A 14,671-nucleotide genomic window follows, 5' to 3' on the forward strand; every position below is an offset into this window, starting at 1 on the left:
ATCCCTCCCGGATGTTCATGTTGCAGGTCGTCAGACAATCATACTAATCTGGCCGCGCAGAAATGCCACCCGGATCTGAGGAGGAGACCCGACATGCATATCCTGACCATCGGTGCCGGAGGCATGCTGGGCCGGAAGCTGACCGAACGGCTGGCGCGCGACGGGCTGGCGGGCCGGCCGGTCGACACGCTGACGCTGGTCGACATCATGGCGCCCGACGCGCCCGTGGAGCTTGCCAACAAGACGGACTGCGTGGCCGCCGACCTCTCCGCGCCGGGCACCGCCGCGCGGCTGATCGCGCCGCGGCCCGACGTGATCTTTCATTTCGCGGCCATCGTCTCGGGCGAGGCCGAGGCCGATTTCGAGAAGGGCTATCGCATCAACCTGGACGGCACCCGCGACCTGTTCGAGGCGATCCGGATGGCCCATGTGCTGGATGGATACTGCCCGCGCGTGGTCTTCGCCTCGTCCATCGCGGTGGTGGGCGCGCCCCTGCCCTATCCCATCCCGGACGAGTTCCACACGACGCCCCTGACCAGCTATGGCACGCAGAAGGCGATCAGCGAGCTGCTGCTGGCCGATTACAGCCGCCACGGCTTCCTCGACGGCATCGGCATCCGGCTGCCGACAATCTGCATCCGCCCCGGCCTGCCCAACAAGGCTGCCTCGGGCTTCTTCTCCAACATCCTGCGCGAGCCTCTGGTGGGCAAGCCCGCCGTGCTGCCGGTCCCGGACACGATCCGGCACTGGCACACCTCGCCCCGATCCGCCGTGGGCTTCATGATCCGTGCCGCGACGATGGACCTGTCGCGCTTGGGCGCGCGGCGCAGCCTGTCCATGCCGGGCCTGTCCGCCACCGTGGGCGAGCAGATCGAGGCGCTGCGCCGCGTGGCGGGCGACGAGGCCGTGGCGCTGATCCGCCGCGAGCCCGACCCGGCCATCACCGCCATGTGCGAGGGCTGGGCGCCCGGCTTCACCGCCACCCGCGCCCGCGAGCTGGGCTTTGTCGCCGAAGACAGTTTCGACGACATCATCCGCGCGCATATCGAGGATGAGCTGGGGGACCGCGCATGACCAAGATCGCCTTTCTGGGAACCGGGTTGATGGGCGCGCCGATGGTGCGGCGCCTGCTGGCCGCAGGTCATGCCGTGACCGTCTGGAACCGCGCGCCCGAGAAGGCGCAGGCGCTGGCGGCGGACGGGGCCACGGTCGCCCCCGACCCCGCGCAGGCGGTGGCGGGGGCCGAGGTCGTCTTCACCATGCTGTCGGACGGGCCCGCCGTGGCGGCGGTGCTGTTCGAGCGCGGCGTGGCGGGGGCGATGGCGCCCGGCGCCGTCGTCATCGACACCTCGTCCATCGCGCCGCCCATCGCCCGCGACCACGCACAGCGGCTGGCGTCGATGGGGATCGACCATGTCGACTGCCCCGTCTCGGGCGGGGTGGCGGGAGCCCAGGCCGGGTCGCTGGCCCTGATGGCCGGAGGCGAGGCGGCGGTCATCGACCGCATCGCCCCCGTGATGGTGCCGCTTGGGCGGCTGACCCATGTCGGACCCTCGGGGGCCGGGCAGGTCTGCAAGCTGGCCAACCAGCAGATCGTCGCCGTCACCATCGGCGCCGTGGCCGAGGCGATGATGCTGGTCGAGGCCGGCGGCGCCGACCGCGCCAAGTTCCGCGACGCGATCCGGGGCGGATTCGCCGAAAGCCGCATCCTGGAGCTGCATGGCGGGCGCATGGTCGCGCGCGATTTTGCGCCCGGCGGGCTGTCGCGCCTGCAGCTGAAGGACCTGAACTCGGTCGCCGATCTGGCCGCAGATACCGGCCTGACCCTGCCCCTGACGGAAAGCGTGCGCGCCTCCTTCACCGATTTCGTCGCCGCGGGCCATGGCGAGGCCGATCACAGCGGGCTGCTGCTGCATCTGGAGGCCATGAACCCCGCCCCCCGCCGGAAGGACCCGACATGACCGAGACGCCCCCCCGCCGCCTGCGGTCGCAGGACTGGTTCGACAATCCCGACCATGCCGACATGACCGCGCTCTATCTTGAACGCTTCATGAACTACGGCACCACGCCCGAGGAGCTGCGGTCGGGCAAGCCGATCATCGGCATCGCGCAGTCGGGCAGCGACCTGAACCCCTGCAACCGCCACCATCTGGATCTGGCCAAGCGCGTGCGCGACGGCATCCGCGACGCGGGCGGCATCCCGATCGAATTTCCCAGCCATCCGCTGTTCGAGAACTGCAAGCGTCCCACCGCAGCGCTGGACCGCAACCTGGCCTATCTGGGGCTGGTCGAGCTGCTCTATGGCTACCCGTTCGACGGGGTGGTGCTGACCACGGGCTGCGACAAGACCACGCCCTCGGCCATCATGGCGGCGGCGACGGTCGATCTGCCCGCCATCGTGCTGTCGGGCGGGCCGATGCTGGACGGCTGGCACGAGGGCAAGCTGGTCGGGTCCGGCACCGTCATCTGGCAATCGCGCCGCAAGCTGTCGGCCGGAGAGATCACCCGCGACGAGTTCCTGCAGACCGCCTTGGACAGCGCACCCTCCATCGGCCATTGCAACACGATGGGCACGGCCTCCACGATGAACGCCATCGCCGAGGCGCTTGGCATGTCGCTGACCGGCTGTGCGGCGATCCCGGCGGCCTATCGGGAACGCGGCCAGATTGCCTATCGTACCGGGCTGCGCGCGGTGGAACTGGTGCGCCAGGACATCCGCCCCTCGGCCATCCTGACCCGGGCGGCCTTCCTGAACGCGATCCGCCTGAACTCGGCCATCGGCGGGTCGACCAATGCGCAGCCGCATCTGATGGCCATGGCGCTGCACGCGGGGGTCCGGCTGGACCCCGAGGACTGGCAGCTTCACGGCTATGACGTGCCGCTGCTGGCCAATGTCCAGCCCTCGGGTGCGTGGCTGGGCGAACGCTTCCACCGCGCGGGCGGCGTGCCTGCCGTGATGTGGGAGTTGCTGCAGGCCGGGTTGCTGGACGGCGACTGCCCGACCGTGACGGGCAAGACCATGGCCGAGAACCTCTTCGGCCGCGAAAGCACGGACCGCGAGGTCATCAAGCCCTTCGGCGCCCCGATGATGGACCGCGCGGGCTTTCTGGTCCTGCGCGGCAACCTGTTCGATTTCGCGATCATGAAGACCAGCGCGATATCCGAGGATTTCCGCACCCGCTACCTGTCCGAACCGGGGCGCGAGAACATCTTCGAGGGCACTGCCTTCGTCTTCGACGGCTCCGCCGATTACCACGCGCGGATCAACGATCCCGCGCTGGCCATTGACGCGGACTCCATCCTGGTGATCCGCGGGGCCGGGCCGCTCGGCTGGCCCGGGGCGGCCGAGGTGGTGAACATGCAGCCGCCCGACCGGCTGATCCGCGCGGGCATCCGCAGCCTGCCCACCATCGGCGACGGGCGGCAATCGGGCACCGCCGACAGCCCGTCCATCCTGAACGCCTCGCCGGAAAGCGCGGCGGGCGGGGGGCTGGCCTGGCTGAGGACGGGCGACCGCATCCGCATCGACCTGAACCAAGGCCGCTGCGACATGCTGGTGGACGAGGCGCAGATCGCCGCCCGCCGGGCCGAGGGCATCCCCGCGGTGCCCGCCTCGGCCACGCCGTGGCAGAAGATCTATCGCGAGACGGTCACGCAGCTGGATCGCGGCGCGACGATCGAGGGGGCGGACGCGTTCTCGCGCCTCTCCGAGGCCCTGCCGCGCCACAATCACTGAGGGGGCGGGGCAAGGGGCCCGACCCCTTGCCCCCCGTCAGCGCGGTGAAAGAACCAGGCTGTCCGGCCCGTCGATGATCCGCGCCACCTCTGCCAGGGCCGTCTCGCCCGGCGGACCGCCCAGGGGGTCGGCCTCCAGCAGCGCACCGAAGGCCAGCCCCGTCTCGGCGCCGATCCGTGCAAGCGGCAGCTGATAGGTCCGGTAGCTGCCATAGACGAAGGCGCTTTCGACCAGCGGGCGGATCATCCGCCCCTGCGACAGCACATAGCCCGTCGCGGACAGCCGCCCCGTGTCGGCATGGACCATGACGGCGATCTTCCAGAACTCCTCGGGGATGGGCACGTCCTCGGCGCCGGGCTGCGCGGTCAGGCGGCGGTCGGTGTCGCGAAAGACCGGGCCGGTCAGGACCGAGACGCGGAAATCGCGCGTCTCGGCGGCCTCGAGGATGTAATCCTCCAGCCCCAGCCAGTCCCTCTGGTTCAAATCCTCGTGCTGCGGCGCGCAGTTGGTATAGTGGAACGTATCGCCCTCGGCCTCTGCGGCCCCGGGCCCCCAACCGGGGTCGCGGCGCCGGACCATGTGGCCGCGATCCAGCGCGTTGCGCAGATAGAGCTCGTTCCCGATCTGGTGGGCCAGGTCCAGCCGCCCGTCCAGCCGCCAGCTGCCCCGCCGCTTCAGCCGCCGTGCCAGCGCGCCGTCGATGTTGACCGCCGTCAGCAGGGGCAGGCGCCGGGCGGCGGACTGGATGACCGAGAAGTTGCGATAGCGCAGCACCCCGTCCGCCGCGTCGCTGACCGGCGCGGCCTGCCACGGGCCAAGCCCCGGCAGCGGCACCGACAGATCGCCCGTCCCCAAGAAGTCCGGATCATAGCCGTTGCGCTTGGCGAAGCTGGCGCCAGGCGAAACGGGCGCCTCGGGTCCGGGCGCGTCCATGTCCGGCAGGGCGGTTCCCGGCAGGCGCGTTAGGACGGCCCGGCGGGCGGCCGCGATCACGTCGGCGGTGACGGCGTGGTTGGCCTCCAGGAAGCGGCCCGCGAAATGCAGCCCCAGCACGCGCCCATCCTCCAGCGCCACGACCGGAGAGCCGGAATTGCCGCCCAGGGACGAATAATCCGCCATCAGCACCGGCGCGTCGCGGCTGTAGTCGGACACGAAGCCCGGGGCGAGGCGCTTGACCCCGTAGCGGCCGCGGAACACCTCGTCCATCAGGTCCGGGTCGTTGCGGCTGCCGTCCTCGGCGGGATATCCGATCACCGCCACGGCGGGGCGGCGGTCGCGCAGGGGCGGGACGCCCAGCAGCTCCAGCGGGGTCGCGGCCCCCTGGGGGGCGACGCGCAGAAGGGCGAAGTCGGGCTCGTGGTCGCGGGCGATGTAAAGGATGCCGGTGACCTCGGCATGCAGGCGCGTCTCCGTCCCGACGAAGCCGTGATAGTCCAGCCGCGCCTCCATCGGGGTTCCGAACCGGCCCGGGCGCATCCGGTATCCGCCGCGCAGGTCCTCGGCAAAGACCGCAGCCACATGGCGGTTGGTGACGGCCAGCGTGTCGTCGATCAGGAAGCCCGTGCCTGCAAAGGGCAGGCTGGGATGATGCAGCAGGTCGATGCGCCCGACGCCCCGGGATGCCGCATGCAGCAGGGCTGCATTGCCGGTGACCAGCGCCAGCAGCCGGGGATCGGCCTCGATCGCGTCGGCCGTGTCGATGCCCGATGGCTTCACGAAGAAGGCCGGGCGCAGCCGGGCCAGCACGATGGCCTCGGCCAGGCCGTGACGGCCAAGCGCCTCGGGCCGCAGTGCCTCTGCCGCCAGAAGGCCCGCAGGCTGGGTCATGCGGCGCCGCGCCTCGAGGATCGCGGCTGCGCGGTCCTCGAAATCGGGGGTGCTGTGGCGGACCTGGTCGATCTGGCTGCGAAACATCCTGCGCGTCCCCGCTTTGCCCGGCATGGCGATTCCCCGGATGTCGAAACCCTGCGGCCTCCGGCCCGCGCCCACAAGCCCGGGGATCAGTCCTGCGGGCTCCCGACCGCTTGGTCGCAGAACGGTCGCGAGGATCGGGCATGGCCGTTATGAGGTCTTTGCAAGTCCAGAGCTGAGGACACCGCCGCAGAAGACATGTCTACCTGGCCGAGGTTCTGCAGGACGGCGCCGTGATCACGACGCCTGCTCGCGCCCCCGCACCGACGGTCCGTTCGATCGAATCGAGAGAGAACGACAACCTGACCGCGCCTGAACACCGACCGCCTTGCAGGGGTGGCCTTTGCCGGTCCCGCGACGCGACCTGCAGCCACAGCAGGCCGATCCCCGGCGCGATTGAGTGGTTCTTAACCTCTCTGCGCTAGACCCAAGGGAACAGCCCGCGTCATGCAAAGGGAATCGACCGTGACCAATTCCAAGGGTGCATCCTCCGTCCATCTCGAGGAGCGGTTGAAATTCCTCAAGCTGGATGCCCAGGCCCAGGCCCGGCTGCGGGCCCTGGCGCCGCAGGTTCAGTCCAGCGTCGCCCCCGCGCTGGAGGAGTTCTACCAGATCATCGCCAAGATGCCGGACCTGCACCGGCATTTCGAAAGCGAACCGCACCGGCAGAAGGCGCGCACCAGCCAGCAGCAGCACTGGGCGCGCATCGTCTCGGCCGAGTTCGGCGACGACTATGCCTTGGCCGTTCGCCGCATCGGGGCCGTCCATGCCCGGATCGGACTGGAGCCGCGGTGGTATATCGGCGGCTACGGGCTGGTCCTGGACCATATCGTCCGCGATCTGGTCACCGACCGGCGGACCCTGACCGCCTCGGCGCGCGGGCAGCTGGCCGCGGACCTGTCGACGGTCATGCGCGCGGCGCTTCTGGACATCGACCTGTCGATCTCGACCTATCTGGAGCAGATCGAGGGACGGCGGCGCGAGGCCGAAGACACGCAGCACCGGGCTTTCGAGCTGCTCTCGGGGGCCTTGGGACGGCTGGCAGAGGGCGACATGACGATCCGGCTGGAGCCGGTCCTGTCCGAACGGACCCGCTTCAACGAGACGGTGAACAGCCTCGACGAGATGCTGGGATCCGTGCGGCAATCCGCGCAGCTGATCAGCACCGGCACGCGCCGGATCTCGGACGCATCCAACGACATGGCCCGACGCACCGAACAGCAGGCCGCCAGCCTGGAACAGACCGCCGCCGCCCTGAACGAGATGACCGCCTCGGTCCGCGAATCCGCCGCACGCAGCCGTGCTGCCGAAGAGATGGCCGGGCGTGCCCGGCAGGTGGCGACCCAAGGCAGCCAGGTCATGGATCAGACCCGGGCCGCCATGGCGGAGGTTTCGGCCAGCGCCAGCGAGATGGGGCAGATCATCGGCGTCATCAGCGAGATCGCCTTCCAGACCAGCCTTCTGGCCCTGAATGCCGGGGTCGAGGCCGCCCGCGCGGGCGAGGCCGGGCGCGGCTTCGCGGTGGTCGCGGCCGAGGTGCGGGCCTTGGCGCAGCGCTCGGCCGATGCGGTGCGCACCATCCGCGAACTGATCGACCGCAGCGTCGAGCAGACCGCCCATGGTGTCAGGCTGGTGACCGAGACCGACACGACCCTCGCCCGGATCGTCGCGGTGTTTCAGGATATCGAGACGATCGTCACCGAGATGTCGGCGACCGCGCAGCGCCAGGCCCTGAGCATCACCGAGATCAACAGCGCCGTCAGCTATCTTGACGAAGTTACCCAGAAGAACGCCGCCATGGTCGAGGAGGCCACCTCCACCAGCGCGCTTCTGAACACCGAGGCGCAGGCCCTGACCACCCTGGTCAGCCGCTTCACCGTCACCAGCGACGCCGCCTCCGCACCGCGCTGGCGCAAGGCGATCTGAGGGCACGCGACAAGCGCAGGCGACCCGAGCTATGCTTCGGTGGACGGTTGTGTCGATGACCCGGCATCTGCGCGGCAATGCAGCATTCGGCTGAGTTTGCAACCCTGAGCCAAGGCAGAGCGCGGCGCGCTCGGCGGGGTCAGGTTGTCTTCGACCATGGCGCCCTACCTACTTGGTCCGACACGTCTGGCATCGAGGGTGCGACTTGCGGGGTAACCGGCGCGGGTCATCGCCGGCCCGGCCCCGCGATGGACCACGGCGATCCTCGTCCGCAGGCGCCCCTGACCATGGATGGCCCCTTTCGCAGCCTATCGCCGCCTTCCCGTATGGCCGCGCGGCCAAGATCGCAGTCGTGCCGAAGATGCTCGGGCACTGGCCGATGGCGCGGCTGCCCAGCATCCTGAACGGGCCGGTCTTGTCGCTCGGCATCCCCGCCGAGGCGGAGGCCTCCGCCCAGGGGACCGCAGGACTGTCGTGCCGGGGTCGGGAACAATCCCCGCCCCGATCGGTTGCCTGCGGGTCGCACCGGGCCACCCATAGGTGGTCGCGTGCAAGGGCGGCACGGATCCTGCCTGCACCCGGCAGGACATCCCCGTCCGCCAGACCCGAAGGACAGACAGATGATGACCGACGATACCCCCCAGAATCCCGACCGCCGGAAAGTCTTTGGCGGCATGGCCGGCGGCGTTGCCGCCATCGGCCTGGCCGGTGCGGCGCAGGCGCAGCAGGCCGACACGGCGGCGGGCGCGGCGCCGCTCACTCGGATGCGCGATCCGCAGACGGCCTATCCCGAGCCGCCCTTCCCCGAACAGCAGCAGGACTGGCCGGGCCTCGCCGGAGAGATGGACCCGCGGCCCGACCATGGCGAGGAGAGCTATCGCGGTTCGGACCGTCTGGCGGGACGCCGGGCGCTGATCACCGGGGGCGACAGCGGCATCGGCCGCGCCGTGGCCATCGCCTTCGCCCGCGAGGGCGCCGATGTGGCGATCAACTACCTGCCCGACGAAGAGCCCGACGCGCAGGAGGTCATCGCCCTGATCGAGGAGGCCGGCGGCCGCGCGGTCGCCATTCCGGGTGACATCACCGATCCCGCCTTCTGTCAGGACCTGATCGCGCAGGCGGTCGAGGCGCTTGGCGGGCTGGACGTGCTGGTCAACAATGCGGGCTACCAGCAGTCGGCCCCCTCGATCGACGAGATCTCGGACCAGACCTTCGACCAGACGATGAAGACCAATGTCTACGCGCCCTTCTGGATCACCCGCGCGGCGCTGCCGCATCTGGAGGCGGGCGCCTCGATCATCATCACCTCGTCGGTGGTGGCCGACCAGCCGCCCGAGAACCTGTTCGATTATGCCCAGACCAAGGCGGCGAACGTGATCTTTGCCAAGGTGCTGGCCAAGCAGCTGGCCGGGCGCGGGATCCGCGTCAATGCGGTGGCGCCGGGGCCGTTCTGGACCCCGCTGCAGGTCGTGGGCGGCCAGCCGCCCGAGGCGATCCCGGAATTCGGCGCCACCACGGCGATCGGACGCCCGGGTCAGCCGGTCGAGATCGCGCCGCTTTACGTGCTGCTGGCCAGCGGCGAATCCAGCTATTCGACCGGCCAGGTCTTCGAGGCCACCGGCGGCTGACACCTTTCGGCCGGGGGCATGGCGGCGACGCCGTGCCCCCGCGACACCGCGATCAGTGACTGTGGCCCGCGTGGCTGTGGGCCGAGGCGCCTGCGGCCTCAACCTCGACCGCCACGTCCAGATGGATCTCTCCGAACATCACCTCGATCTGCAGCGCCTGCCCTTGGGTTAGGGGCGCGGGCAGGTCGGACAGCTGCAGCGCCAGGCCGCGCGGGACCAGGTCCAGATATTGTCCGGCGGCGATCGGCATGTCGGGCAGGGGCTGCCAGGTCTCGACCCCGCCCGCATAGGCAAAGCCCACCAGCCGGGCCGTCTGTCCGTCCTCGGTCTGCGCGCCGGAGAGGGTCAGGGCTTGGTCGGACCCGTTCTCGATCTCCATGTAGATCAGCGCCTCGGGACCTGCGGTCGCCGGGGTCCAGGCGTGCAGGATGCGCAGGCCCTGCGCCTCGGCCAGGTGGTCGTGACCGTCCTGGGCGGCGGCGGGCAGGGCGGCCAGGATCAGGGCTGCGGCGAAGGCGATGCGGTACATGGACGAGGTCCTTTGGGATCAGCTGCGAAGGTCGGCAAGCTGCTGGCGGCGGGTCGCCGACAGCGCGGGCAGCAGGGCCAGGATCAGCGTCAGGCTGACGAAGCCCGCGACCAGCTGCACCTCGGCCCAGGCCACGGTGGCGGTGACCAGGATGTCGGTGCGGGCGGTGATGATGGCCGAGAAGGCGCTGGCGGCCAGCCAGCCCAGGGCCAGACCGGCCAGCGATCCGGCGGCGATCAGGGCGGCGCTGTAGCTCCAGACGACGGCAAAGACGAAGCGGCGGCTGGCGCCGATGGCACGCAGCAAAGCCAGCCCGCGGGCGAAGATGCGCGTAAGGATGACCAGCCCGGCCAGGATCGACACGGTGACCAGCACCTGCGTAACCACGGCCAGAAGCGACATGGCCTCGCGGACATCGCGCATCAGCCCGTGCATCTGCGCCAGCACCGTGCCGGGGAAGAACGCCATCATGTCGGGCCGCGCATAGCGCGATTGCAGCGCGTAATTGCCCCACAGCGCCTCGGCCCGCACCAGGATCGCGGGGGTGCCGGGGAAAAGGGCGGCGTCGAAGGGCGGGCCGATCCGGTCGCCCTCGGACAAAGCGTGGCCATTGGCCAGACCGTGAACCTCCCACACGCCCTCGATGGGCACCAGGATCGCGCGGTCCCACGGGCTGCCGGTGGGCGCCATGCGGCCCGTCACGGTATAGGCAGCGCCGCCATGGGCGTCGGCCTCGGCCGAGGCTCCGTGGCCATGGGCGGGGGTGAAGCTATCGCCGGCGGTCACCGGGGCATAAGCGCCCGCCACCGCCTCGGTCGAGGTGGCAAACATCCGGCCCTCGGCCAGATCGCCCGCCAGATGGGCCACGAAATCGGCGATGGTGCCCACCACCGGGGCGCCCTGATAGCTGTCGCCAAAGGCGATGGGCGCGGCCAGCACCACGTCGGGATCGGCGGCGACCTCGGCATATTGCGCGCCCGTCAGCAGCGGCACGTCCGAGGGTTGCAGGTAGACGGCGGCCAGCATCGCCGTGATCTCGCTGCCCGGCGCGGCGAGGATCAGGTCGAAGCGTTCGGCAGCCCGCGCGCTGCCCTGACGCAGCCCGCGTTCCTGCGCGGTCAGCCCGACGCCGATGCCGACCGACACGGCGATCAGCGCGACGAAGACCGCATTCGCCCCGCGAAAGCGGCGCAGCATGGCGCGCACCAGCCGCCACGGCTTAAAGCCGCGCAGCACCAGAAGGCCCGTCAACAGGCCGGGTGCCAGCAGCAGGACCAGCAGCGCGACGTCCTGCCCCAGAACGGGCAGGCCGGACCAGAGGGCGCGCAGGCTATGCATGCGTATCCTCGACGATCCGCCCCTCGGCCATGGTCAGGACCCGGTCCAGCCGCGCGGCCAAGGTCGCGTCATGGGTCACCACGACCAGGGTGCGGCCGGTGTCGCGGGACAGGGCGGCCAGATCGACGGCCAGCCGGTCGGCGCTGGCGCGATCCAGGCTGGCGGTCGGCTCGTCGGCCAGGATCACGGGCGGATCGTTGGCCAGCGCGCGGGCGACCGCGATGCGCTGCCGCTCGCCCCCCGAAAAGCTGTCGGCCCGGCGCGCGCCTGCCTGACCCAGACCCAATCGGTCCAGCCAGGTCCCGGCCCGCTGGCGCAAGGCGGGGCGCTGCGCGCGGGGCAGGAAGGCAGTGGCGATCGCGGCGTTGTCCAGCGCGCCCAGCTCCTCGAACAGCAGGAAGTCCTGGAAGATCAGCCCGATCCGGTCGCGGCGAAAGCGGGTCAGGGCGGCATCGCCCAAGGCCGCCAGATCGGTCCCGCCCCAAGCCACCCGGCCCGAGGCGGGGCGGACCAGCCCCGACAGCGCATGCAGCAGGGTCGTCTTGCCCGCGCCCGACGGCCCCCGGATGGCGACCGAACTGCCCGGCGCCACGGTCAATGCCGGAACCTCGGCCAGCCGCCGCCCGTCCGGGGCCTGCACCGTCAGACCGGTGACGGACAGCGCCAGTCCCGCCTCAGGCGCGGCCATAGGTGGCGTCCGTCAGGCGGACCTTGGAATAGAAGCCCAGTTCGGGGTCGACGCAATCGCCCAGCTCCAGCAGGCCCGAGGTCTGCAGCGGCACGTTGAAGGGCACCACGTCGACCACCCGCTTGGCATAGACGGCCAGGATGTCGTCGGGCCAGGGCATGCCGGGTTCGCAGAAGGGGCAGACCGCCATCGGCATCTTGGTCAGCACGAAGAAATTGCTCTCGGCCCGCAAGGGCGGCGCCATGAAGCCCACGATGGTGATGCGCTGTCCCTCGTTCGACAGGGCCAGATCGGAAAAGCTCAGGTCGCGGTTGTAGAGGTCGCGCAGCCGGATCGCCGCGTCCTGTGCCCGCACCCCGCCGGGCAGCGCCGCCGCAAGGGGCAGGGCGGGCAGCAGCGACAGGATCTGGCGGCGGGACAATCGGGTCATCGGGTCTTCCTTCAGGCATCTGGTAGCACGGAAATGGGACAGTCCCGTGACAAAAGAGCGAGCCCCGCCTGCGCAGGGCCCGCCGGGTCATTGGGGCGATTGCGCCTATTCGGCGGTCATCGCGTGGTGCATGACGTGGAAGATCACGTTCTGCTCGATCGTGCCGCCGACCAGATGCGCCCAGGGACCATGCGCATAGAGCGCGACATCGGTGCCCGCATGGGTCTCCGAGTCCATCGGCACCAGCGCCTGCTGCAGATAGTCGGCGTCCATCGCCTCTTCGTTGCTCACTTCGGGGCGCTCGCCCGAGTAGCTGCCGTCCTCCTGCTCGACCAGGACCGAGCCCGCGCCGTTCAGATAGCCCGCGACGGTGTAGGGCTTGCCGTCGGCGGCCAGTTCCGGCTCTCCGGTATGCTCGACGCCCGCGTCGTTGATGCCCATGCACAGCCCGGTGATGTCCGAGCCGCGCCCGCAATAGCCGTTGAAGGCGATGGCATGCTCATGGTCGGCGGTGACCAGGATCAGCGTGTCGGTGTCGTCGACCATGTCGATGGCGGTCTGCACGGCCTCGGCAAAGGCCACGCCGTCGGTCAGCACGCGGTGCAGGTTGCCCCCGTGGTTGGCATGGTCCACGCGACCCGCCTCGATCGAGAGGAAATAGCCCTCTTCGTTGGCCGACAGGCGCTCGATCGCGGCCGAGGTCATCTCGGCCAGCGAGGGCTCGCCGGTGCGGTCATACTCGTACTGCATGTGCGAGGCCTCGAAGAGGCCCAGGACCGGGCCGTCGCCGGCCTCGAGCGCGGCGAAACCCTCGTCGTTCCAGACATACTGGCCGCCAAGCGCGGTGATTTCCTCGACCAGGTTGCGGCCGTCGGTGCGGGTGCCGGTGCGGCCCTCGTCATCGGTCACGTCGGTGGGCAGGAAATGCTGGCGCCCGCCGCCCATGGCCAGGTCGATCAGCCCGGCCTCCATCGCGTCGAACAGCTGCGCCGCGATGTCCTTCTGCGTGTCGCAGCCCTCGGGCAGCAGGCTGTCGTCCTCCCAGTCCCGGTTGGCGGTGGCGGCATAGGCCGCCGCCGGGGTCGCGTGGGTCAGGCGCGCGGTCGAGATCACGCCGATCGACTTGCCCATCTGGTCGGCGATCTGCGTCAGGGTGGTCAGCTCGTTGCCGGGCAGATTGGCGCAATCGCCCACGGCCACGTCGCCATCGACGTTGATCATGGTGTTCTTGCTTTTCACGCCGGTCAGCATGGCCGAGGCGGTGGGCGCCGAATCCGGCGTCTGGCCGTTGACCGTGTAGGTCTTGACCAGCGCCATGTTCGGGAACGCCTCGTAGGGCAGGACATGGTCGTCGCCCAGGCCCCCGGCCTGCTGGCCCGCGAACAGCCGGATCGCATAGTTGGTCCCGACCCCGTTGCCGTCGGCGTTGAACAGGATGATGTTGCGCGCCCGGTTGGTGTTGGGCTGCAGCGCCAGGCGCTGCTCGATCGTGGCCTGGCCCGCGGTGAACCAGTCGCTGTCGGCTTGCGAGATGTCCTGCGCCACGGCGCCGGAGGCGGTCATCGCCGCGATGACGGCAAGGGCGGAAGTCTTCATGTGCATGGCTCCATCAGATCGATTCCTGTGGAGCCTGCTTAGCGGGGCTTTGTCGCAGATTTGTGATGGCGCGCGATTTTCTGCCGTCAGGTCAGTGAGTTATAGTATCACATCAGCGGGCTAGTTTCCCGCGCGCAGGGCCGGCAGGCCGACGCCGGTCGCCTCGAACCCGCCATCCGCCGCCAGCACCTGGCCGGTGATGTAGGACGCCTGGTCGCTGCACAGGAAGGCGATGGCCTGGGCGATCTCGTCCTCGCGGCCATAGCGGTTCAGGGGGATCGCGTCGTGATAGGCGGCGCGGATCGCGGGGCTGTGGACGGCCAGGGCCAGCTTGGTGTCGACCGGCCCGGGGGCCACGCAATTGGCGCGGATGCCCTGCTGGCCCAACTCCGCCGCCTGCTGGCGCGTCAGGTGGATCACCGCCGCCTTGGAGGTGCCATAGGCCACCCGCAGCGTGCTGGCCCTGAGCCCCGAGATCGAGGCCACGTTCACGATGGCCCCGCCCGCACGCGCCAGATGCGGGATCGCCGCTTGCGAGCACAGGAACACCCCGTCCAGATTGACCGACATGATGCGGCGCCAGGTCTGCAGGTCCGTCTCGGCCATGGGGCGGAAATCGGCGATGCCCGCATTGTTGACCAGCGCGTCGATCCGCCCCGACCACGCCACCGCCCCCTCGATCATGGCCGAGACCTGATCGGGGTCGGACACGTCGCAGGGAATGGCCTTGGCGTCCGCAAAACTGCCCACGACGCGGGACAGCTCGTCCCCGTCGATATCGGCAAGCACGACGCGCCAGCCGCGCTCGGACAGCAGCCGCGCGGTGGCCAGTCCGATGCCGCGCGCGGCCCCGGTGATGAGGACGGTCTTCTGGGTCATGTCGTCTCCT

12 protein-coding genes are annotated in these 14,671 nt (G+C 70.1%); 5 read left to right on the plus strand and 7 right to left on the minus strand.

The features are described from left to right. Positions 1–93: 93 nt before the first annotated feature. Genes denD through E4191_RS19905 form a run of 3 tightly spaced genes read left to right on the plus strand, consistent with a single transcriptional unit; the run spans position 94 to position 3,736 of the window. Positions 94–1,074, plus strand: a complete 981-nt coding sequence (denD, locus tag E4191_RS19895; protein WP_139616127.1) for a D-erythronate dehydrogenase — start codon at positions 94–96, stop codon at positions 1,072–1,074. Continuing rightward, entirely contained in the window at positions 1,071–1,961 is an 891-nt protein-coding gene (locus E4191_RS19900) for an NAD(P)-dependent oxidoreductase (protein WP_139616128.1), read from the plus strand. The genes denD and E4191_RS19900 overlap by 4 nt, the downstream gene beginning before the upstream one ends. Then, a complete protein-coding gene (locus E4191_RS19905) occupies positions 1,958–3,736 on the plus strand; it encodes an IlvD/Edd family dehydratase (RefSeq protein WP_139616129.1) in 1,779 nt (592 codons plus the stop codon). The genes E4191_RS19900 and E4191_RS19905 overlap by 4 nt, the downstream gene beginning before the upstream one ends. A 36-nt stretch (positions 3,737–3,772) precedes the next feature. Here E4191_RS19905 and E4191_RS19910 read toward each other — a convergent pair whose 3' ends face one another. Beyond that, positions 3,773–5,650 carry a DNA/RNA non-specific endonuclease gene (locus E4191_RS19910; protein ID WP_176562822.1) on the minus strand — a complete coding sequence of 626 codons (1,878 nt, stop codon included), beginning with the start codon at positions 5,648–5,650 and terminating at the stop codon, positions 3,773–3,775. A 462-nt stretch (positions 5,651–6,112) separates the two neighbouring features. On the opposite strand from E4191_RS19910, the gene E4191_RS19915 reads away from it, so the two are divergent. Then, positions 6,113–7,573: a globin-coupled sensor protein gene (locus E4191_RS19915; protein WP_228461879.1), complete on the plus strand. Its 1,461-nt coding sequence runs from the start codon at positions 6,113–6,115 to the stop codon at positions 7,571–7,573. A 620-nt stretch (positions 7,574–8,193) separates the two neighbouring features. Beyond that, entirely contained in the window at positions 8,194–9,201 is a 1,008-nt protein-coding gene (locus E4191_RS19920) for an SDR family oxidoreductase (RefSeq protein ID WP_139616132.1), read from the plus strand. A gap of 52 nt (positions 9,202–9,253) precedes the next feature. Here E4191_RS19920 and E4191_RS19925 read toward each other — a convergent pair whose 3' ends face one another. The 6 genes from E4191_RS19925 to E4191_RS19950 all read right to left on the minus strand — a co-directional run bounded on the left by E4191_RS19925 (position 9,254) and on the right by E4191_RS19950 (position 14,661). Continuing rightward, positions 9,254–9,730 (minus strand): copper chaperone PCu(A)C, encoded by a 477-nt coding sequence (locus E4191_RS19925; RefSeq protein WP_139616133.1) that lies wholly within the window; start codon positions 9,728–9,730, stop codon positions 9,254–9,256. Positions 9,731–9,748: 18 nt separating this feature from the next. Further along, entirely contained in the window at positions 9,749–11,068 is a 1,320-nt protein-coding gene (locus E4191_RS19930; RefSeq protein WP_228461880.1) for an ABC transporter permease family protein, read from the minus strand. Further along, a complete protein-coding gene (locus E4191_RS19935) occupies positions 11,061–11,756 on the minus strand; it encodes an ABC transporter ATP-binding protein (protein WP_139616134.1) in 696 nt (231 codons plus the stop codon). The genes E4191_RS19930 and E4191_RS19935 overlap by 8 nt, the downstream gene beginning before the upstream one ends. Further along, the gene (locus E4191_RS19940; protein ID WP_407947094.1) at positions 11,743–12,186 is read right to left on the minus strand and encodes a hypothetical protein; all 444 of its coding nucleotides are present in this window, start codon (positions 12,184–12,186) and stop codon (positions 11,743–11,745) included. Before E4191_RS19940 ends, E4191_RS19935 begins: the two co-directional genes overlap by 14 nt. A 105-nt stretch (positions 12,187–12,291) precedes the next feature. After that, positions 12,292–13,782, minus strand: a complete 1,491-nt coding sequence (locus E4191_RS19945) for an alkaline phosphatase (RefSeq protein ID WP_139616135.1) — start codon at positions 13,780–13,782, stop codon at positions 12,292–12,294. A gap of 120 nt (positions 13,783–13,902) precedes the next feature. After that, the gene (locus E4191_RS19950) at positions 13,903–14,661 is read right to left on the minus strand and encodes an SDR family NAD(P)-dependent oxidoreductase (RefSeq protein WP_139616136.1); all 759 of its coding nucleotides are present in this window, start codon (positions 14,659–14,661) and stop codon (positions 13,903–13,905) included. Positions 14,662–14,671 lie beyond the last annotated feature (10 nt).

Source organism: Paracoccus liaowanqingii, from assembly GCF_004683865.2.
GTDB classification, from domain to species: domain Bacteria; phylum Pseudomonadota; class Alphaproteobacteria; order Rhodobacterales; family Rhodobacteraceae; genus Paracoccus; species Paracoccus liaowanqingii.